This window comes from Mangrovibacterium lignilyticum (assembly GCF_010882175.1).
GTDB classification, from domain to species: Bacteria; Bacteroidota; Bacteroidia; order Bacteroidales; family Prolixibacteraceae; genus Mangrovibacterium; species Mangrovibacterium lignilyticum.
Genome location: NZ_WKLH01000004.1, coordinates 46,830 through 68,466, shown reverse-complemented (window position 1 = coordinate 68,466; position 21,637 = coordinate 46,830). Strand labels below are relative to the sequence as shown.

Sequence of the window (21,637 nt, the reverse complement as noted above, 5' to 3'; positions counted from 1 at the left end):
TTAAATTTCTTATAAAACCGGCTTTTCAACCTTCAGAACTTCCGAAATAGCTTGTTCAAAAGTTGTTTTAGGAAGTGCCCCCTGGGCCATCTGTGGTTGTCCGTCAACCGGAACAAACAGTAACGATGGGATACTTTGAACACCAAACATTCCGGCTAATTCCTGTTGATCTTCGGTATCAACTTTGTAAATATGTAGGTTGTCACCATATTCTTTCTGTAACTCGTCCAAAATAGGAGCAACCATTTTACATGGTCCACACCAGTCGGCGTAAAAATCAATCAAACAAGGTTTATCACCTTCGTATTTCCATTCTTTATTGAGTTCAAAATTGAAGACTTTCTCTTTAAATGTTTCTTTGGTCAAATGTTCTAACATAGCTCATACTTTAAATGAATACAAATATATACTTTTTTAGATATCTAAATATCAATTGTCATGCCATTAAATTTAAAACTTTATTTCCAGTTCATACTAGGGAAATAATTGTAATTTTGTCACGGTTTTAAACAAAATGACATATTAATCCTTTATGATCGTTTAAAACAGCTAGTTGTTGATTCATGAGAGAGCATTTAAAACACCCTGTATTTACTGTTATTTCAGAAGAAGCTGACCAGTTAGGACAAGCTTGTTTTGTAATCGGTGGTTTTGTCAGAGATCTAATTCTCAAACGAAATTCCAAAGACATTGACGTTGTAACCCTGGGAAGCGGGATTGAATTAGCCAAACGTGTTGCTAAACGTTTGGGGCCCAAAACACCAGTGAGCGTATTCAAAAATTTCGGAACGGCTATGATAAAAAGTGCCGATTGGGAAGTTGAATTTGTGGGAGCCCGAAAGGAATCATACAACCGGGATTCAAGAAAACCAATTGTTGAAGACGGCACCCTGGAAGATGATCAACAACGTAGAGATTTCACAATAAATGCACTGGCCATTTGTCTGAACAAGGACAATTTTGGAAACCTGATTGATCCATTCGACGGCATAGGGGATCTGAAAAAGAAAATCATCCGTACTCCTCTTGAGCCGGGCATCACATTCTCTGATGATCCGCTGCGAATGATGCGGGCGATTCGATTTGCAACCCAGCTAAATTTCAGAATTGAAGATGAAACACTTCAGGCTATTTCTGATTTTAAAGAACGGATCGAAATCATCTCCAAGGAAAGAATCATCGAAGAACTCAATAAGATTATTCTTTCGGACAAGCCATCAATCGGGTTTAAACTGCTTGATAAAACGGGCCTGCTCCCCTTGATCTTTCCTGAGCTCCATAAGATGAAGGGAATTGATCAACGAAACGGAATAGCACACAAAGATAATTTCTACCATACACTGGAAGTACTGGATCGCATTGTGCCCAACACCAACAATCTGTGGTTACGCTGGTCGGCTTTGCTGCACGACATTGCCAAACCAAGAACGAAACGATTCGTTCCCGGAATTGGATGGACTTTCCATGCCCACAATCACATTGGAGAGAAAATGATTCCCGGCTTATTTCGGCGGATGAAACTGCCCATGAATGAAAAGATGAAATACATTCAGAAAATGGTTTCATTGCACATGCGCCCGATTGTATTGTCGGAAGAAGAAGTATCTGACTCTGCTGTTCGACGATTACTTTTTGAAGCCGGCGATGATATCGATGATCTCATGACTCTTTGCGAAGCCGATATTACCTCGAAAAATACGGAGAAAGTAAAAAGGTACATGAAAAACTTTCAACTGGTTCGCGAGAAACTGAAAGACCTGGAAGAACGGGATCACGTTCGCAATTTCCAGCCCCCTGTCTCGGGCGAGGAAATCATGGAAACCTTTGCACTGCAACCATGTCGGGAAGTCGGTGTAATCAAAAATGCCATCAAAGAAGCTATTCTGGAGGGAGAAATACACAACAATCACGATGAGGCGTTTGCGTTCATGTTAAAGATCGCTTCCGAAATGGGATTAACTCCTGTTCAGTCTTAATTTATTGTGTGAATTCGCAACACCACCGGAAGATGGTCGGAAAAGCCACCGGTATACCGGTAGCCGCGATAGGTGCGAAACAAACGTTTTCCACCCCAGCGCGAATCTTCCTCGAATAAAAAGGGGAATTCAACAATGTGTGTGTCAGCCGGAGTACAACTCAATTTTTCCCCGGAAAGCAGAAAATCAGAAACTATGATCTGGTCAAAAATCTGCCAACTTTGCTGATGCTTTAATGTTCCCTTTGGCTTCCATTGTGCAGAAAGATTGACCAGCTCACCTTCTTGCTCGGGGTGATCCGTGACAACAGCGTTCAGTCCATTTTTTAAACTGGCATTATCCGGCTGATCATTAAAATCCCCCAGAATGATAATCTTAGCCTTGGGTTCCTTTCTATAAATAGACTCGACCACGTTTCTCAATTGTGTTGCAGCCAACAACCGGTCGGATTCTGTTTCAGCTTGACCCCGATAACGCGATGGCCAATGATTCACCAAAACATGCAACGTATCGTTGGCCGTGCCAAAGGAGCTTTCAAGTATTTCACGGGAGCTCAAAGTATCTCCGCCGCCATCAATCAACGGATGATATTTGTACCGAAGTGGCACCAGTTTATCAGCACGGTACAACATTGCAACATCAATTCCGCGCTTATCGGGTGAATTTTTATGGACAATCCGATAATTGAACCGCCCAAGTGGAGTTTGGCTAAGTAAACGTTCCAATACGTGCCGATTCTCAACCTCACACAAACCAATTATAACCGGAGGTTCAAAACCATTAGCCGCCATTACTACCTTCGAAATTTGGTTCAGCTTTACTTTCAGCCGATAATTATTCCAGTTCCGCATTCCTCCCGGACAAAATTCATCGTCTTCGGTCACAGGATCATTTTCCGCGTCGAAAAGATTTTCAACATTATAAAACATAACGGAAATGGAACGATCCGGAGGAGAATTCTGGGCAACGCAATTCCTACCGAAAAAACCCGCTATAATAAGAATGAAAATACTAGTTTGAACTTTCTTCCACTCTTTCGTAAGCACCAAGATCGGGAGCCGCATCCAAGGTTCTGTTTTGATTGAGAATGTCATGAGGAAAGAGTCGACCGATTTCAGAAAGACCAGCGTCTTTAGCATCGCTAAGGGTATCGAGTTCAAAATTCATTTTAACATACGGATCTTTGAACCTGGGCAGCGCATTCTTTAGAACATCACTGTAATAAGTGGGATTTTCGACACTAAATGTATCGGCCAGTTGCAGCAAGCAATGATCAAAGTGATAATTGAATTCCAGTTCTCCTAAACTTGCGAGTTCTAATTCATTTCCGGTGATAATATTTCCGGCAACAATACTATTGGCAAAGTAAGCTTTCGTTAGATCGCCGGAAAAAGTCACATTACTGCCGTTCGCCTGTTCCACGACGACATGATCAGAAATCATCAATGAAGAAGTTGTGCGGGTGCGCGTGGAATAGCCCCCCCAGTAATTCGCAATCGTTGTATGGTAAAATTCGTACTCGCCTCCAATCAATAATGCAGCAGCATAAAAGCCACAATTGTAAATCACAGAATTATAAGCTGTAATTTTCGATTTGAGAGCAAAAATACCGGCGTAAGCATGGTTGTATATTTTTGTATTTTGAATGCTCACAGAAGCAGATCCATCATTTTCAATATTCCCGACTTGAAGGCCAATGTTGGCATTCTTAATTTCAGCGTAACTCAACACATTGTCATGACTACCGGAATACAGCAAAATGCCGTTCCATTGATCCGGTACATCCTTGTAGACATCTTCCAACCGATCAGCTTGGAAAACAACCGGCTTTTCGAGCGTACCGTTCACCAGGAGCTTACCTTTCACATATAAACCCGTCCCCTGATGAAAATAGACACGAGCACCAGGATCGACGGTCAAAGTGGCTTCTTCCTCAACACTGATATTCTCATATACGACGTAAGGCTTTTCACCCGTCCAGGTTGTGGATTGCAAAATCGGATCTTTTACAAGTTCAATATCTTGCCCCCAGGCTACCAGGTTAACGTGCTGCAAATTCGTATTGGTAATAAATTCGATTGAATCTTTAACGATTATTGGCTGATCATCTCCCATCGGATCGATTGTAACCTCAACAAACACATAAATGCTGTCTTTGGGCGGAAGTTCCACATCAAACAATTCGTCCGATGAAATGCCATTGATGTTCAACCGAAATTTTGAATCGCCGTTCCCGTGTAAACGAATGCTCGAAATTAATATGGCCTGATCATAGGGATTGTAAATCTTGAGATGCTGTGTAGTAGATCCGACAGTGGTAAAAATAGTATCAAACATAACTGTGTCGACTGAAAAAATCAACTTTGCATCGGTTGCAGACAGGTACTTTTCATCTTCGCAGGAAACCAGGTAACCCAACGAAAAGATAACAAGGCATATGTAGGCGATTTTTCTCAAACAACTCTTTTAGGTTTAACGAGATTTTCCCTGTCGGTAGTATGCTAAAGTACAAAATGATTTTCACATTTTTTAACAGTTTTGTTTAATCCAAAGAATTCCGTAATCAATTTACCTTTAATTTAATATCAGCAGTCGATACAAAGAAAGACCTCGACGTTAATCGACAACATCAGAGTACAGCAAATATTTTTTCCGCATGCTCTTGTATGAGTCCAGCTCCCCTTCCCATGAGGCTTCAATTTCGGGCCAATCGGCACCGGAACGAATCATTTTTAACAGTTCATCGGTTCCAGCCAGCAAGTTGAACCACTTAGCAGAACTCAGAAAATCGGCTTCATTATTGAATTGATGGTAATACCTCAAAAAATATTCAAGACTAAACCGATGAGATAAACTTGCATCCCGTAAGTCCACACCATAGCAGATCTTCCCTTCCTGTTTGGGATTCTTGGCCATGCCCGCAATACTCTCCGGAGTAAACTGAAATTCTCCCATTTTCGGATCCGGATAACCGATGACCTGAAAAGGAAAGTAAGTACCACGCCCGATACTCATGTTTGTTGCCTCGAAAAAGCAAAGTGACGGATACAACCGAATAGATAGATCGTTGGGCAAATTCGGGGACGGTTTTATGGGCAAAGAATAGGCTGCTTGATGGGTATAATTTTGAACCGGGATAACCGTCAAACGACAGGCAACACTATTTTCCAACCATCCTTCGCCATTGATCATGCGTGCCAGTTCTCCCAAAGTACAACCATGAACGACAGGAATCGGATGCATGCCCACAAATGATTTAAACTCAGGCTTCAATATTGGTCCGGCAACATAATCACCATTGGGATTGGGCCGATCCAGAACTAACAAAGACAAATCTTCTTCGGCGCAGGCTTCCATCACATAATTCAATGTGCTGAGATATGTATAGAACCGAACACCAACATCCTGAATATCGAACACCAACACATCCAAACCAGCCAATTGCGCTAATGTCGGCTTTCTATTTTTGCCGTAAAGAGAGATGACCGGCAAGCCCGTTTTCTCATCCTTCTGATCACCAACTTCTTCTCCAGCATCAGCATCGCCTCGAAAACCATGTTCCGGGCAAAATATCGATTGAACAGCCACCCCATTATCAAGTAAAAAATCGAGCAAATGCTGATCGCCAACTTGCGAACTTTGATTCACAACAAGGCCAACTTTTTTCCCTTCTAACAAGCCCAAATATTCACTGGGCTGGTCAGCTCCACATAAGATCGCTTGAGCATCAACCGTGCACGAGGCCGCAAAAAATAAAAGACTTAATAATAGCAACTTCATATCAATTCGTTTGTTTTCTACGAATGTAATAATTCGTGTATAAAAGCTTCGGATTTTCCCCATTCAATTATTCTTTATTAAATTTGACAGTGAAAACAGAGAACTATGAAATACCTTAGCAGAGCACTAGTTGTAGTAGTGATTTTTTGCCTTTCAACCTCATATTCCACCGCACAAACAAAGCCCAAATTTCTCGACCATTTGCATGACGCTTGGGTCGACAGTTTGATTGATCACATGAGTCTGGATGAAAAAATCGGGCAGTTGTTTATTGTTCAGGCATACAGCACGGAAGGGAAAACAGCTGATGCGGTTTTAGCTGATATTCGAAATCACCAGGTTGGTGGTATAATTTTTATGCAAGGAACAGCACCTCGGCAGGTTGAATTGACGAATCAATTTCAGGAAGCAAGCAAAATCCCATTACTAATCGCGATTGATGGCGAATGGGGGCCGGCATTCCGGCTAAAAGACACACCACGCTATCCCGTTCAAATGGCATTGGGAGCTATCCAGGAAGATAGCCTGATTTACCAAATGGGGCGTGAGATTGGAACACAATTCAGAAGAATGGGTGTCCACATCAATTTTGCGCCGGTCAGCGATGTCAACAATAACCCCAACAACCCTGTGATCAACTACCGAAGCTTTGGCGAAAACCCGGAAAACGTAGCAAAAAAAGCGTGGCTATACGCCAAAGGAATGCAAGATGTCGGACTACTCGCGGTAGCCAAACATTTTCCGGGACATGGCGACACCAACGTTGACTCACATATCGGCCTTCCGGTTATTAAGCATGATAAATCACGCTTAGATCAAGTCGAAATGTATCCATTCAAGGAACTTATTCAGGAAGGTATTGGCGGAGTTATGACAGCCCACATTCAAGTTCCGGCATTGGAGCCAGACCCGAAACTTCCGGCCTCACTATCGCCTGCCATTATTCAAAAAAAACTGATCAACGAATTTGGATTTGGGGGAATCGTATTCACCGATGCCATGAACATGCAGGGAGTTACTAAACTGCACAGCCCCGGAGAAGCCGCTGTTTTAGCGTTGAAAGCAGGGAATGACATGCTGGAAATTGTTCCCGACCTGAGCGAGGCAATTTTAGAGGTTACCAAAGCTGTTCGTAAAAATCAGATCAGCGAAAAAGCGATTGATCTGCATTGCCGGAAAATATTAGCCCTAAAAAAATGGATGGAGCTGGACAGTCTAAAAACAGTTGATCCTGTTAATATTCAGGAAGACCTGAACAAACCAGGCTACGAATTAACCCGTCGGTTGCTGCACGAACAATCCATGACCGTGTTGATAAACCGGGATAACATGATGCCACTTCAAAAACTTGACACACTGCAAGTAGCCGTCGTTTCATTTGGAAAGACATCAACAACCGCTTTTCAAAAAATGGCAGCCCGATACATGACAGTGGATTTATTCAACCTTCGCAAGGAAGCCTCTGCTGACGAGATTAATCAACTAATCAATCAGCTAAAACCTTACAACCTCGTTATATGCGGTATTCACAATCTCAATTTATCACCGATAAAGAATTACGGCACAACAACCGGGATGAGTGAACTCATTCAAAAACTGAAGGATAAAAAACTTATACTTTCTGTTTTTGGGAACCCATATGCTTTGGATAAGATCAAAAACATCGAAACAGCAGACGGACTATTGTTGAGCTACCAGGAAAACAGCATCACCGAAGAGCTGTCAGCCCAAGCCATTTTCGGATCGATTAAAGCAAACGGAAAGCTTCCGGTAAATGTTAATGCTTATTTTCGGCTAAACGATGGCCTTAATTTAAAAAAGATAGACCGACTGAAATATACCATTCCCGAGGAAGTGAAGATATCGTCAACTTACCTGGAACATCGAATTGATAGTGTTGTCATGCTGGGCATCGAACGGCAAGCCTACCCTGGGTGCCAGGTACTTATTGCAGTCGATGGTAAAGTTATTTTGAATAAAGCCTATGGATATCATACCTATGATGATCAAGAACCGGTTCTTGAAAGTGATGTGTACGATATTGCCTCAATAACCAAAATTACAGGCCCGACCCCAGCCCTGATAAAACTTTACGACGAAAAAAAATTTAAGCTCGATATGCCATTTTCATTTTATTGGCCTCCTTTCAGAGGAACAGATAAAGAGAAAATGACTTCGAGGCAGATTCTGTCTCACCAAGCGCGTTTAAAACCATGGATTCCCTTTTGGCAAAACGAACTGAAAAATAACGGCAACCTGAGATCGGCTGTTTTTCGCGAAACACCTGATAACGATTTCAATATTCGTGTCAGTTCTCATCTGTACATGGACCATCACAACATCAACCGGATGTACAATGAAATAAAGGATTCTCCGCTATTATCCCGATCTAAATACACTTACTCAGATCTCGGATTTTTGATATTCCCTAAAATTATTCAGGAATTGGCAAATCAGGATTATGAAAGCTATTTAGCACAAAACTTTTACCTTCCATTGGGCGCTTCAAATATTACTTACAATGCATATAAGCATTTCCCACAAAAACGGATCGTCCCAACGGAACAGGATGATTCCTTCCGTCACGAACTGCTTCAGGGATACGTTCACGATGAAGGGGCCAGCATGCTTGGCGGAGTGTCCGGCAACGCCGGTATTTTCAGCAATGCAAACGACTTAGCAAAACTAATGGAAATGTATCTGCAGTTTGGTCATTATGGCGGGATTAGATACCTGGACTCAACTAGTATCGCGGAATTTACTAGAGTACAATATCCGAAAAATGACAACCGCCGCGGATTGGGATTTGACAAGCCCTACATCGACAATTACAAAAATACCCTGGAGAATGCATTCCCTGCGGTGGACGCCAGCCCTGAGAGCTTTGGGCATACCGGTTTTACCGGGACTTTTGTATGGATGGACCCTAAATACAACATCCTTTTCATCTTTCTTTCCAACAGGGTTTATCCAACCCGCAATAATAACAAACTCAGCCGCCTGAACATTCGTCCCGCCATGCACCAAGTCGTTTACGACGCCCTGTTCCGAGGAATTTGAGATTATTAAAAATTGTTAAAATGTTTTTTAACATCTCGATCTTTTTCAAGTAGTTATATTCTCCCAACCTCCCATTAGATGGGTATTTCGAAAGGCAAAAAAGGTTACACTTGTCTTTACTTTTCCAAAATCCATGTTCTCCTCCTGACTCAGACTTCTGCCTTATTACATTATTAAATTATTAATTCTAACTTTAGGGTAGTTAACATGGATTTTTAAACCACATAAAATTTTACCGCCATGGAGAGAAAAATCACCTTCAACGAGCTTCGTAAAATCAAAGACAGTTTACCTGAGGGTACAATTCACCAGTTAGCCAATGAGTTTAACCTGGAAGTTGAAACCGTCAGGAATTATTTTGGAGGGGCTAATTATGATCGGGGAAGATCAGTTGGAATTCACGTCGAACCAGGGCCCAATGGAGGAATCGTTTTATTAGACGACACACAGATATTAGAGCGAGCAGAACAACTTCTCACTAATGTACATTAATTCGAAATTTCAATTTTTTTAGTTTTTGTTCGGGGACCATTAGTAATGCTGATGGTCCTCTTTATTTTTGGGAACTGCGTAAAAATAAAACGGCTGCAACCCGGTTTTAAAACCCTGTTGCAGCCGCTGACTTTATGTTTTGTTTAATTTGGTCTTAACGTTGCCTTCTACGGCTATTATTACCCGAGCCGGAAAAATCTCTTTTCTTTCCTCTTGGGCTTTGGAAACCACCTGCTGGAGCATTACCGCTAACTTTATCAACTTTCAAAGTATGTCCGTCCATTGACGCATTACTCATGGCATTGATCAAATCAGACTCGTAACGACTGTCAATTTCGAAGAATGAAAATTTACGCTGAATATCGATTTTGCCGATTTCAATATTTTTCTTTTTCAGGTTTTCGTTGATCACACCTAATAAGCGTGAAGCATTGAGGTTTTGCTTTTTACCGGCATTGATGAACAAACGAGAGAAGTTCACACGATCTCCGCCACGTCCACCTCTTTCTCCTCTTTCACCGCGATCACGTCCACGAGACTCTCTCTCGTGTACATTCAAATCCGGAGCATTCTTGTAATATTCCAAGAAACGATTAAACTCAACAGAAACGAAGCGTTTCAATATTTCGTCGCTATTTAAGCCTTCGAACTTCTCTTTAATGGCGTCCAAATAAGGATCGATACGCTTGTTATCAACCTCGGTCTGAACAACTTTATCAACTAAATGCATCAGCTGAACTTCACAAATCTCTTCACCTCCCGGTACCATTTTCCGATCGAATTTTTTATTCGATACTTTTTCAATCTGGCGCATTTTACCGGTTTCACGCATGTGCAGAATAGAAACCGAAATACCTTTTTTACCGGCACGTCCGGTACGACCACTACGGTGAATATATACTTCCGGATCGTCCGGTAAGCTGTAGTTAATTACATGAGTCAATTCAGTCACATCTAATCCACGGGCTGCCACGTCAGTTGCTACCAACATTTGCAGGTTTTTGCTCCGGAAACGCCCCATTACCTGGTCGCGTTGTGCCTGCGACAGATCACCATGCAATGCATCGGCGTTGTAGCCGTCCTCCATTAACCGCTCAGCTACTTCACGCGTTTCCATCCGTGTACGGCAGAAAACAATGGCATAACAGTTCGGGTAATTATCGGCAATCCGCTTCAAAGTAGCGTATTTATCGCGGGCCTGCACCACATAATAATGGTGCTGCACGTTGTCTGATCCTTGGTTACGGCGGCCAACAGAAAGCTCTTCGGGGTTATTCAGATACTTTTTCGACATGTTCGTAATTTCGGCCGGCATGGTTGCAGAAAAGAGCAGAGTCTGCTTAATGGCAGGTGTATTTGCCAAAATTGCGTCCATCTCTTCTTTGAAACCCATCGTCAACATCTCGTCAGCCTCATCAAGCACCAACCAGCGAATCTCGCTCACGTTTAACACATTGCGACGGATCAGGTCGTGTACACGTCCCGGTGTTCCAACCACAATTTGTCCACCACTTCTCAGTTCGCGGATTTGCTTACCGATATCGGCACCACCATAAACAGCAATATTTTTAAAACCTCTCAGGTTTTTCGAGAAAGCTTCTAAATCGCGAGTAATCTGCAAACACAATTCACGGGTTGGACACAACACCAAAGCCTGAACAGCTTTACTGTTTAAGTCAACATTATGCAACAAAGGTAGTCCAAAAGCTGCAGTCTTACCTGTTCCTGTTTGAGCTAAAGCTATCAGGTCGTTGTCGTTGTCTAAGAGGTGAGGGATCGTTTTTTCCTGGATAGGAGTCGGTTGTTCAAAGCCCATTTCTGAAATGGCGCTCAGTAATTCGGGTTTTAAACCCGTTTGTTCAAATGTCATCATCGTATATTTAAGTTGAAGAGCTAACCGCCCTTCCGGTCCAAATAGCACTGATGACAAAAAACTTACTTTGCAAAATATCCCCTTGCCATCGATGCAGAAAATTGAGCCGCAAAGGTAATCTAATTTTCTTACAAACCTAAGATGACTGAATTAAGGCCCTCGTTCCGCTCTGAAACAGAATAGTATTAACGTTTATTTTAGATATGCTCGTTCAACAATGAGATTCATTGCCGTTTGAAGTTTCATCGGTAGTCAAAACTTATTCTTCCATTTCCTTCAAAATGTTCTCTACTTCGCTTTGTGTTTTGTGTAATTTCTCTTTGCAAAATTTGATGAGGACCGATACACGTTTTACTTTATCTGAAAGCTCATCAACATCCAATTCTTCATTCTCAATTTTCTCGAGAATCTCATCAATTTCCTCAACGGCTTCTTTGTAGCTTACTTTTTTGGGTGCCATGCTATGATTTTTTTATGATTTTGCTTGTTACTTTACCATCAGACAGTCTGGTTTGCAGTTCGTCTCCTTCCTGCAAATCAGCAACCGACTTTATGATTTTGCCATTTTTGTAGACCAGGCTGTAGCCTCTTCTTAATACACGAACCGGATCGACCAACCTGTTTTTAACATCAAAAGCTTCCAGTCTATTTTGTTGCAGCCGAAAGCCGTCCGTCATTCTTATTTTCAGCACATGCCGACTTTCATTCAGCTTGGTCTCTCCTGCACGCATCATTCGCTGCGTAAAATAAGTGATATTCCCGGTTTTATTTTGTAGTTCATGCATCTGATCTTTCAATAAACTTCGTCCCGAGACCGACAACTCCTGCGAATAGTTGCGAATTCGGTCTTTATGCTTTCTCAAATATTGCGGAATACTGTTTTTCAGTTGCAGGCTGTTTATATTGAATCGGTGTTCTTCTTCCGTAACCAGCTGTTTGACTCCCTGCTTCAATTGCTGAACGACTTGTTCCAGGTACGATTTTTCTTCCTGCAAATGCACCTGTACCAAGTCAACAAAGCGAGTTTCAAGATCCAACAAAAGTTGTTCGAAATTCTCAGCTCCATTAATCAGAAATTCGGCAACAGCTGTTGGAGTCTTCATTTTGGTATGCGCTACCAAATCGATCACCGTCTCGTCCTTATCATGACCAATACCCGTAATCACCGGAATGGGGAACTGAGCAACATGATAGGCCAACTCATAATGATCGAAACTAGCCAGATCGAGTTGCGCACCTCCTCCCCGAATAATGGCAACTACGTCGAAAAAATCTTCATACTGATAAACCTGCTCCAACGCGTTTATAACTGAATCGGCGGTTTCATTTCCCTGCATAACAGCCGGAAACAATTTCGTATAAAAACGGATATTACGCTCGTTGTTCTCCAATTGGTTCATAAAATCCTGCAAGCCCGCTGCTGTTGGCGACGAAATAATCGCTATACGCTGCGGCACAAATGGCAACTCCAGTTCGCGATTCATGTCGAACACACCATCTTCCTGCAATTGCAGAATTATCTCCCGTCTCTTTCGAGCCATGTCCCCCATGGTATAACTGGGATCAATATCGCGGATGTTCAAGCTCATGCCATACACCGGGTGAAACTCGACTTTGGCACTAACCAAAATTTTAATTCCCTGGGTGAACGCCTGACCGGTGGTTGTTTCAAAATAAGGTTTCAACATGCGAAAACTGTACGACCAAATTGTTGCCCGTGCACGCGCTAACACCTCCTTGCCTGACGGATCCATGTCAACCAGCTCGAGGTAACAATGCCCGGTCCTGTTGACCGTTATTTCACTGATTTCGGCCTTCACCCAAACCAATGTTGCGAATGCATCATCCAGTGTGCCTTTAATTTGTTGGTTCAATTCCAACAAAGAAAGTTGTATCTTACTCATAAACAGAATTGCCTTTTTATTTTTCAAATTGACAGGCTCGAATTAACGATCAACCTTCACCAATTTCAAGGTTGTTTGCGCTGATCCCGAACGAATACGCGCCAAGTACAAACCCCGCGGTAAGTTAGCCAAATTCGACAGGAATAGCTGCTTGGCTGCGGCAATTTTTTCCTTGTAAACGACCATCCCATTCAGGTTGACAACGCTAATCTCAACCCATTCAGACTGAATGTCTCCAAACTTATACAAATACAAATCCTGGTAAAAAGGATTTGGATAAGCCTTCCAATCGAGCTCTGATTCGGACAAAATTGATTTCAGGTACTGATCTGCCAATTCGAAGTCGGGAATGCCATAGCCTAACAATGAGTCCGGGTTTGCATATTGACTTGAGCTTCGCTCAATCGCCTGCTTGATTTGTACTGCACCAGCATCCGGATTGGACTGCCACAAACAAGCAGCCATTCCGCATAAAACCGGAGAAGAAAAAGAGGTACCACTGGAAAAACCGACGGTACCGCCAGACGTAATCAACGCTGTGCCCCAGCCCATCGCCGCGACATTTGGTTTCACTTTACCATCGGCGGAAGGCCCCAACGAACTGAATGGTGCCCAAATGCCCTCTTTATTTACCGCACCTACTCCCACAACCAAATCACCATCGGAAGGAGCGATGAGGTAGCGCCACGGATCGTTCGCTTCGTTACCCGCACTGGCAAAAACTAACATGCCTTTTTGAACAGCCATCTCTGCAGCCAGCGTTATCCGGGTACTTGCACCATCCATATCGGCATAGCTGTGATTCATTGCAGGATCATCAAACTCGTAATATCCCAAAGAAGAATTGATCAGGTCGACACCAAGCGAGTCGGCATACTCGGCAGCAGCAATCCAATTGTCTTCTTCTATCAAAAACTCAGAAGACGAATCTTCGGTTCGAAATAAGTAGTAGGAAGCATCGGGAGCCGTACCAATTAATTGCTCCGGCAAATAAGCGCCCATCGTCGATAAAACACTTAAACCATGCGTATGCTCAGCAAAAACATCATTGACGGGAGATACAAAATCACGGGTGCCCAATAAGCGACCGTCAGTCAACAATTGTGCAAACGCGTCAAATTCATCGACCTTATAAAAACCGGCATCAAACACGGCAATTTGCAGTCCGCTCCCGGTATAATTTTGATTGTGTAAATATTGCCCGTTTAACTGGCTAACCTGATCGACCGAAGCGGCATAAAACGCTGTGTCTATCTGGCTATAAAATTGCTCATCAGCCCATTTTTGTCTCATGCCTTTCGCTAAAACAGCCGGCTTGGTTAGTTGCACTTCAGTAACAAAGCCTAATCCTTCGATCTGTCCCGCTACGTCCGAAGCAGCCAGAATAGTGCAACCATTCAGCCATTTGGATTGCTGAATTATCTGGCTCTCAAATGTTCTGATGCTGTCGATATAAACTTGCGAAACCGGAAGATCAGACTGATCAATTGAGATTCCCTGTTTTTCGCGCCGGTTAATAGCTCGGGCCGACAGGAACTCTCCGGGCCGATCAATGGAATAATTTGTGCCTGATTTATCGTTAAAAGCTACCCAATAATAATTTTGACTGCTTTGTGCCCACGATAATGTTGAACTAAAGCAAATACAAACCAAAATCAATATGTTTGGAGTCGAACGCATAAAATTTAGTGTATCCCTTCTTTCATCATGTACTCAACCGGATCGCTCATAAATTGCTCCGGATCCACGATTTTATTGCGATTATCATCCAGTTTTTGATACCGAATTTGCTCAATGCTATCCTGCACCTCAGGGTTCACAACAACTCCCTTGTCGTAGATCAACGAATAGCTGTATTTCCCTGTTTCATCAAAATACTTCCATTCATTCTGTCGAACACCTTTTAGGTAAAAAGCATCGGTTTCCATTTCCCCATTCGAAAAGAAAATCTGGCAAAAACCGTCTCGCTTATCGGCCTTCATTTGGCATTCGAAATACAATTCTCCCGATTTATAATATGCTCTGTAAACTCCTTCTTCCAATCCATCAACATAGGTCGTTTCAACAAAAAGCTCACCCGTTGGATAATAAGTTTTGGCGGTACCATTCTTTTTGCCGTTGGCCTGATTTTCTTCCGAAACCTTCCGTCCTTTTTCAAAGTATTCCCAATGACCAGCCTTTTCTTGTCCCACATAAAATCCTTCGGCCACCTTATTCCCGTAGTCGTCAAATAGCGTAACAGAAGCTGTGTCTGAATTCTCCGGATAGTTAATCAGTGCCTTCACGACCCCATTTTGATGGTAGCGTTTCCACTCCCCAACGGGATAGTCATCTTCAAAATCGCCACTGTACATCAGTTTCCCGTTACTTTGTTTCTTCTCCCAATGCCCTTGCTTCAGTCCTGCAGCATCCATCTGGTTCAAAGCATCCTGGGCCACCACCGACCCAACACAAATTAAAACGAGTAAAATTGACGTTATTACTGCTTTCATTCTCATCCGATTTTATTTTTATTAAACTCTTTCAAAAGCCTTCCACCACCAAAACTAATGAAAAAAGCGGAGTCTGAAACAGACGCCGCTTTAGGTCGTATTTTGATATCTACAGCTTATTCAATCAATGCTTTCAGTAGCTGGCGAACCGAATTAACCGATTCAACTTTATATGAAGCAGCAGTATTTTTTAAACCAACCTTCACGGTAATCGCAGACTCCGGCAATTCGCGGAACATGTATTCATCCGTCCAATCGTCACCCAGAGCCAAAATACAATCCACTTGTTTATTAGCCAGAAAGCGCATAGCCGCCACACCTTTATTGATACCTCCGGCTTTCACCTCGATAACTTTGTTACCTTCCATGATTTCGAGGTTATGATTAGAAATCATATTATGCAATTCATCTTTCAACTCATTGCCGCGCATCTCTCCTTGCTCCGGTTCTGCTTTCCGAAAATGCCAAACGAGCGAGTAATTTTTCTCCTCAATAAAAGTTCCCGGCGTCCGGTCGACATAGGACTCGAGCAACGGGCGAATTAACGGTTTCCAACTGCTACTCAGGTTTTCGATCATTTCCCACTGTTCTCCAATGCGCCGCAACCACACTCCGTGCTCTGTTATCAGGTTTACTTTGTGATCTCCCAGCCAACGTTCCAGAGTTTCGCGATCACGTCCACTAATGATGGTAACCATGTTGTCCGGATCACTTTCCAGTGCCGTTAAAATATCATGCAACTCCTGATCTGGTTTGGCTGCCTGCGGATCGTTTTTAAAACCAACCAAAGTTCCGTCATAATCCAGAAAAATAGCTCGTTTCTTGGCTGTCCGAATGTGGGTAACCAACTCTTTCCGAATATTGGCAGTAATCTTTTTGGCCAAAAAGTTTTGCTGCAGAGTCTGTACTTTCTTCATTGAATCGACAAATTCGGATGCCCATTTAAAGACATCGTACCGACTGATTCGTTGTTGAAGCACCGCCATGCGCTCTCGCTGTTCTTCCAGCGGCATCGTCAGAGCCTGATAAATAGCTTCAGCAATTTCAGGTTCGTTATTTGGGTTGATAATAATAGCTTCGCCCAACTCTTTCGCTACGCCGGCCATTTCACTAATCACCATGACTCCGGTTTGATTCACCCGGGACGCAATGTATTCTTTTGCTACCAGGTTCATCCCGTCACGGACTGGTGTTACCAAGGCAACATCAGAGGAACTATACAATTCAATTAAATTTTCGAATGGCAATGCCCGGTAAAAATACCAGATTGGAGTATAATTAATTCCGCCAAAACGCCCGTTGATCCGACCGACCAACTCATCAATTTCACTCTTCAAAAGCTTGTATTGTTCCACTTCGGCACGCGAAGGTACCACCAGCATGATTAAGGTAACGCGGTTGCGAAACTCCGGATAATGCTCCAGAAAATATTCAAAGGCCCGTATCCGGTTTGGAATCCCCTTTGTATAGTCTAATCGGTCGATGGAAAGAATCAATTTCCGATCGGGCGCCATCAGAAAATACTTCTCTAGCTCTTTGTGCAGATCTGATTTCTCAGGTAAGGATTTCCGGAAGACCAAATCGGCATTCGACCTGAATTTCTCGTAGTCAATCCCCATCGGGAATGCATCTCCCAAAATTATCCGGTCTTCCATGTGAATTTGATTGAAAGAAACTTCATAACCGAGCAGGCGACGAACGGAACTGAAAAAATGTCGTTCGTAATCGTAGGTATGAAATCCAATTACATCGGCTCCCAACATGCCTGAAATAAGCTCTTTCCGCCAAGGTAATATTCGGAATACCTCGAATGAAGGGAAAGGAATATGCAGAAAAAAACCGATCGTAACATCCGGCAGCTTTTCGCGAATCATTTGCGGAACAAGCAGCAGCTGGTAATCATGCACCCAAATAGTGTCACCTTCTTCGGCAACCGCCACAACTTTGTCGGCAAAACGCTGGTTAACCTTTTTATAAGCCTCCCAGTAGTCAACATTGTATTCTATGTATTGTGCGAAATAGTGAAATAATGGCCATATGACATTATTACTGAAACCTTCATAGTAGAGATTAATCTCTTCGCTCGACAAATGAACGGCTTTACAGTTTTCATCAACTAATTTTTCATCAATTCCGTTTAATTGTTCTTGGGTTAAATCCTCTGAAGGAATACCTGACCAACCAATCCATTGGCCTCCAAAATCTTTGTAAATAGAGCGCATACCGGTAGCCAGGCCACCAACGCTGGGAGTAAAGGTAAATTCGTCTTTTACTTGGTTAATACTTAAAGGTAATCGATTTGAAACGATATGAATCTTGTTCATAGTCTGTATTTTATTTTAATCTTAAATCATTTGTTTCTAAAACCACGTTCAGTAGTATCAACATATTCGCCTGCAAAATGTTGGATAGCTTATGTGGCATTTCCGGTATATCACCTCATACAGGTGCTTCGGAACAGAATGCCTAAGTTTGAGAATTAGGATGAAGAGCTAAAAGTAAGGCTCATCAATAAACAGACATTCTGATTAAGAGCTACGAATATAGTCATTTTTCCTTAGTTAACAAAATATTTAACAGTATAGAATCTTTGACTAGCCTTATAATATTTACATATGGAGAACTTAGATTACGGAATAGTTGGCAATTGCAGGAGTGCCGCTTTAATTTCAAAAACAGGATCTGTTGAATGGCTCTGTTTGCCCCAATTCAACTCCTCATCGGTTTTTGCATCGATTTTGGATAAGCAAAAGGGAGGTATCTTTTCTGTCACCCCAAAATACCTTGAAAACACGACACAACACTATGTCGAACGAACCAACATTCTGGTAACCAGATTTCATTGTTTGGATGGCGTTTTTGAAATTCATGATTTCATGCCTCGGTACCGAATCGATAATAATGATGCTTACTATACTCCACCCGATTTGGTCCGCTACATCAAACATATCGTGGGCGATCCGGAAATTGTATTTCATTATCAGCCGCAACTCGAATATGGTATCCACGAAACTAAAAATGAGATTGAGCAGGATTACATCAAATCATCCACAACCAAAGGTCCTTACGATTCGCTTTATTTCTATTCCAGCATCGATTTAACTGTTTTCGACGGGTCAAAAACAGCAAAACTGACCAAGGATGAATTCTGCCTGATCAGCTACAACCAAAAATTACTGCATCAAAATGTCAGACGATCAAAACTAAAACTGGAGCGAACAAAGGTGTATTGGCTGAATTGGTCTGAAAGAACAACTTTTTTCAAGGTTTTCCAGGAAGAGATTATCCGCAGTGCACTCACCCTTAAGATGTTGAGCTTCGACAAAAGTGGTGCTATTTTAGCTGCCTTAACAACTTCGTTACCAGAGACTATTGGGGAGGAACGCAACTGGGATTACCGCTTCTGCTGGATTCGCGACGCATCAATGGTCGTGAAAATCATGACCTCGCTAGGCCACTTCAAAATGGCACGCCACTACCTGAACTTCATCATCGACATTTTGCCCGAAAAAGATGAAAAAATGCAAATCATGTATGGCATTCGCGGTGAGAAGAAATTAACAGAACAAACACTCGGGCATCTTTCCGGCTATGAAAATTCGTACCCGGTTCGGGTTGGGAACGCCGCCTACAAACAAAAACAAAACGATATTTACGGCATTTTACTCGATGTAATTTATCAGCATTTCGAGTTATACACCAATAGCCTGGAACATAGCGAGGAACTTTGGACGATTGTCCGAAACATCATCAAAGTTGTCAAAGACAATTGGCAAAAACCGGATCGCGGTATCTGGGAAATCAGAAGTGAAAATAAACATTTTACCTTCAGCAAGGTGCTTTGCTGGACTGCCGTTGACCGGGCAGTCAAAATTGCGGCACTACTCAAACGCGAACGATATATTGACAAATGGACTATCCTCCGCGACAGGATATCGGCAGACATCCATAAAAATGCCTGGTCCGAAAAGAAAAATGCATTCGCTCAGGCCTATGGCTCCGAAGATCTGGATGCATCGGTATTACTCATGGAAACCTATGGTTTTATTTCAGCCACCGATCAGCGCTATGTTGATACGGTTTTCGCGATACAAAAAGACCTGGAATATAACGGGTTGATGTTCCGCTATCGGAATAAAGATGATTTCGGAACGCCAAGATCAGCCTTCACCATTTGTTCATTTTGGCTGATCAACGCCCTCTATAAAATTGGCCGAAAGAAAGAAGCTATCCAGAAGTATAAAAAACTGTTGACTTATTCCAATCACCTGGGACTGTTTAGCGAAGATTTGGATTTTGAAACAAAAAGAATGCTTGGGAACTTTCCGCAAGCCTATTCTCATCTGGCTTTAATCGAAACGGCTATCACAATTTCGAACAGCGAAATAACCGACGAAGAAGAAATCATGGATTACATTCATTGAGCAAACGCTGTATTTTCATATACAAAAAAGGGATCTGCTAAGATCCCTTTTTTGTATTCTCTTGTATGTATTATTAAGCCAGGAATGTACGCAACATCCACACTCTTTTCTCGGTATTGCTGATCAAACCGCTAAACAACGCATTGGTTCCTTCATCAGCTCTGTCAGCAGCATCAGCCTGAATTTTATTCATCTGCTCCAGAAGAAGCTCCGATTGAGCGATCACATACTTGACAGCTGTTATACCATCAGTTACATTTCTAATTTCATCCAAACTGGCATTCGCCAAATAATCAGAGAAAGCGTGCAACGGCTGACCTCCAACCATTAGTATCCGTTCTGCCACCTCATCAATTACTTCTGCTGTCTCGGTATAATATTCTTCGAACTTAGCGTGAAGGACAAAGAACATATTTCCTTTTACATTCCAATGAAATGCACGCAGGTTTTGATAGTGAATTTGCAAGTCTGCCACAAATTGATTTAACTCATTGACCAATAAAACATCTACTGTGTTGTTTTTTACTTCTGTTTTCATAGTTACTATCTTTTAATTATTTATCTGTCTTTATTTTTTTGTTACTACAAATATACCATAAGCAATATTTACTATTTTTATGCACCTATTAATTAAATTTATAGTATATGAATTTCAACCAATTAAGGTATTTCATTGAATTAGTTCGTCACAAAAGCTTTACTGAGTCTGCCAAAGTATTGGATATTACCCAGCCGGCGTTGAGCCTTCAAATTCAGAAATTGGAAGAAGAATACGACTTCACACTAATCGATCGAACCAAGAAACCATTGTCCCTGACAGAAGAAGGAGAAATATTCTACGAGAAAGCGCTGCAAATTGTACAGTTGGTTGACGATTTAGATCAACTAAGTCTGGACATGGAAAATAAAGTAGAAGGAACGCTCCGAGTTGGAATCATCCCAACGCTATCTCCTTATCTAGCACCGCTATTTATCGACAGGCTGAAGGAAAAATACCCGGGCTTGAAAATCAATATTGTAGAACTAAAGACAGAAGATATTATGTCTCAACTAACACACAATGAGATCGATTTAGGTATTATTTCAACTCCGGTAAAAGCTAAAAATATCGGTTTTATTCCCTTGTTCTACGAACGTTTTTATCTGTATATATCCGAAAAGCATCCTTTATACGTGGCAGATGAGATTGATCTGAAAGACTTGAATATGGACGAACTGTGGTACTTACACGAAGGGAATTGCTTTCAAAATCAAGTAAATTCAGTTTGTCAAATGAGTAATCAGGACAAAGATGAACTCCCGTTCAACTACATGTCAAATTCTATCGAATCGTTGAAACGGATTGTAGAAAACCAGGGAGGGCTGACATTTATACCGGAATTGGCAACAAGTAATATCCCCGCTGAATATGAAAGCATGATCAAAGACATCGCGTCACCAATTCCTACAAGGGAAATCAGCGCTGCTTACCTGAAAACAACCGGGCTGAAAAAAACAGCCCAGGTTTTTCTGGACGTGATGAGTGATAACATTCCCGCAAGGATGAAGGAAAAGCCAGCACATCTTCCACTGGATACAAAAATTAGACTATAAAAAAAGCCCTGACAGCGAAACTGTCAGGGCTCCAATATAATCG

16 protein-coding genes are annotated in these 21,637 nt (G+C 42.1%); 5 read left to right on the top strand and 11 right to left on the bottom strand.

Going from position 1 to position 21,637, the window contains the following annotated elements; all coding sequences use genetic code 11:
- Positions 1-9 precede the first annotated feature (9 nt).
- Positions 10-378 (bottom strand): thioredoxin, encoded by a 369-nt coding sequence (trxA, locus tag GJV22_RS17900; protein WP_163717167.1) that lies wholly within the window; start codon positions 376-378, stop codon positions 10-12.
- A gap of 185 nt (positions 379-563) precedes the next feature.
- Between trxA and GJV22_RS17895 the strand changes: the two genes are divergently transcribed.
- A complete protein-coding gene (locus GJV22_RS17895; protein WP_163717165.1) occupies positions 564-1,976 on the top strand; it encodes a CCA tRNA nucleotidyltransferase in 1,413 nt (470 codons plus the stop codon).
- Here the strand turns inward: GJV22_RS17895 and GJV22_RS17890 are convergent.
- The 3 genes from GJV22_RS17890 to GJV22_RS17880 all read right to left on the bottom strand — a co-directional run bounded on the left by GJV22_RS17890 (position 1,973) and on the right by GJV22_RS17880 (position 5,756).
- The gene (locus GJV22_RS17890) at positions 1,973-2,905 is read right to left on the bottom strand and encodes an endonuclease/exonuclease/phosphatase family protein (RefSeq protein ID WP_163717163.1); all 933 of its coding nucleotides are present in this window, start codon (positions 2,903-2,905) and stop codon (positions 1,973-1,975) included. The two genes, GJV22_RS17895 and GJV22_RS17890, sit on opposite strands and share 4 nt — an antisense overlap.
- An 82-nt stretch (positions 2,906-2,987) precedes the next feature.
- On the bottom strand, positions 2,988-4,433 hold the full coding sequence (locus GJV22_RS17885; RefSeq protein WP_163717162.1) for a hypothetical protein: 1,446 nt from the start codon (positions 4,431-4,433) through the stop codon (positions 2,988-2,990).
- A 159-nt stretch (positions 4,434-4,592) separates the two neighbouring features.
- Positions 4,593-5,756, bottom strand: a complete 1,164-nt coding sequence (locus tag GJV22_RS17880; protein WP_163717160.1) for an exo-beta-N-acetylmuramidase NamZ family protein — start codon at positions 5,754-5,756, stop codon at positions 4,593-4,595.
- A gap of 105 nt (positions 5,757-5,861) precedes the next feature.
- Between GJV22_RS17880 and GJV22_RS17875 the strand changes: the two genes are divergently transcribed.
- Both GJV22_RS17875 and GJV22_RS17870 read left to right on the top strand, forming a co-directional pair.
- Positions 5,862-8,816: a glycoside hydrolase family 3 N-terminal domain-containing protein gene (locus GJV22_RS17875; RefSeq protein ID WP_163717158.1), complete on the top strand. Its 2,955-nt coding sequence runs from the start codon at positions 5,862-5,864 to the stop codon at positions 8,814-8,816.
- Between the two features lie 240 nt (positions 8,817-9,056).
- Positions 9,057-9,308, top strand: coding sequence for a DNA-binding protein (locus GJV22_RS17870; protein WP_163717157.1), 252 nt, complete (start codon positions 9,057-9,059; stop codon positions 9,306-9,308).
- Positions 9,309-9,462: 154 nt separating this feature from the next.
- Here the strand turns inward: GJV22_RS17870 and GJV22_RS17865 are convergent, their stop codons facing one another.
- The 6 genes from GJV22_RS17865 to GJV22_RS17840 form a co-directional block, all read right to left on the bottom strand.
- Complete coding sequence (locus GJV22_RS17865) at positions 9,463-11,181, bottom strand: DEAD/DEAH box helicase (RefSeq protein WP_163717155.1); 1,719 nt, start codon at positions 11,179-11,181, stop codon at positions 9,463-9,465.
- Between the two features lie 259 nt (positions 11,182-11,440).
- Positions 11,441-11,641 carry an exodeoxyribonuclease VII small subunit gene (gene xseB / locus GJV22_RS17860; RefSeq protein ID WP_163717153.1) on the bottom strand — a complete coding sequence of 67 codons (201 nt, stop codon included), beginning with the start codon at positions 11,639-11,641 and terminating at the stop codon, positions 11,441-11,443.
- A 1-nt stretch (position 11,642) separates the two neighbouring features.
- A complete protein-coding gene (gene xseA, locus GJV22_RS17855) occupies positions 11,643-13,085 on the bottom strand; it encodes an exodeoxyribonuclease VII large subunit (protein ID WP_163717151.1) in 1,443 nt (480 codons plus the stop codon).
- Between the two features lie 42 nt (positions 13,086-13,127).
- Positions 13,128-14,765, bottom strand: a complete 1,638-nt coding sequence (locus GJV22_RS17850; RefSeq protein WP_163717148.1) for a S8 family serine peptidase — start codon at positions 14,763-14,765, stop codon at positions 13,128-13,130.
- 5 nt (positions 14,766-14,770) lie between these two features.
- The gene (locus tag GJV22_RS17845; protein ID WP_163717146.1) at positions 14,771-15,577 is read right to left on the bottom strand and encodes a toxin-antitoxin system YwqK family antitoxin; all 807 of its coding nucleotides are present in this window, start codon (positions 15,575-15,577) and stop codon (positions 14,771-14,773) included.
- Between the two features lie 116 nt (positions 15,578-15,693).
- The gene (locus tag GJV22_RS17840; protein ID WP_163717143.1) at positions 15,694-17,901 is read right to left on the bottom strand and encodes a bifunctional alpha,alpha-trehalose-phosphate synthase (UDP-forming)/trehalose-phosphatase; all 2,208 of its coding nucleotides are present in this window, start codon (positions 17,899-17,901) and stop codon (positions 15,694-15,696) included.
- Between the two features lie 291 nt (positions 17,902-18,192).
- On the opposite strand from GJV22_RS17840, the gene GJV22_RS17835 reads away from it, so the two are divergent.
- Complete coding sequence (locus tag GJV22_RS17835; RefSeq protein ID WP_163717141.1) at positions 18,193-20,001, top strand: glycoside hydrolase family 15 protein; 1,809 nt, start codon at positions 18,193-18,195, stop codon at positions 19,999-20,001.
- A gap of 73 nt (positions 20,002-20,074) precedes the next feature.
- On the opposite strand, the gene GJV22_RS17830 is transcribed toward GJV22_RS17835, so the two are convergent.
- Positions 20,075-20,539 (bottom strand): Dps family protein, encoded by a 465-nt coding sequence (locus tag GJV22_RS17830; RefSeq protein WP_163717138.1) that lies wholly within the window; start codon positions 20,537-20,539, stop codon positions 20,075-20,077.
- 107 nt (positions 20,540-20,646) lie between these two features.
- Between GJV22_RS17830 and GJV22_RS17825 the strand changes: the two genes are divergently transcribed.
- Positions 20,647-21,594 carry a LysR family transcriptional regulator gene (locus GJV22_RS17825; protein WP_163717135.1) on the top strand — a complete coding sequence of 316 codons (948 nt, stop codon included), beginning with the start codon at positions 20,647-20,649 and terminating at the stop codon, positions 21,592-21,594.
- Positions 21,595-21,637 lie beyond the last annotated feature (43 nt).